Source organism: Vibrio sp. 10N.222.52.B7 (assembly GCF_041474275.1).
GTDB classification, from domain to species: domain Bacteria; phylum Pseudomonadota; class Gammaproteobacteria; order Enterobacterales; family Vibrionaceae; genus Vibrio; species Vibrio crassostreae_C.
Map to the genome: position 1 here is coordinate 1 of NZ_JBFRTU010000324.1, position 477 is coordinate 477.

Sequence of the window (477 nt, forward strand, 5' to 3'; positions counted from 1 at the left end):
GCTCATGCCCCACGCACCGTCGCCTGCATAAGAGATAGCTGGGCGATGAGGTGCTGCTGCTTTCGCGCCAATGATGGTCGGGAACGCGTAACCACAGTTACCAAAACTCATTGCCGCAAAGAAACTACGTGGTTTTTCAAAGCGTAAGTAGCTGTTTGCCACCGAGTTGATGTTACCGATATCGGTTGAGACCATTACGTCTTCTGGCATCGCTTTTTCTAGCTCACGCAATACTTGGCGCGGGTGAAGGTATTCACCACCAGAGAACGGAGTCTCGTGTGAGTTTTCCTCAATCATATCTAAGCTGAACGAGTCACGTTCGTGTGTCCACTCATCAAGCTCTTTTTCCCAAAGTGCTTTCTCTGTTGCGACCGTGTCTTGACGAGCGCCTTTATTGTCATCACACAACAATGCACGGCCTTCCAATCTTTCAGATAGAGCAACCGCAGCTGCTTTCGCATCACCACAGATACCAAC

1 protein-coding gene is annotated in these 477 nt (G+C 49.9%); it reads right to left on the bottom strand.

From position 1 onward, the window contains the following. Positions 1-477 (bottom strand): thiamine pyrophosphate-dependent enzyme (locus AB4512_RS23040; protein WP_372175846.1); only part of this gene is annotated, 477 nt, incomplete at both ends.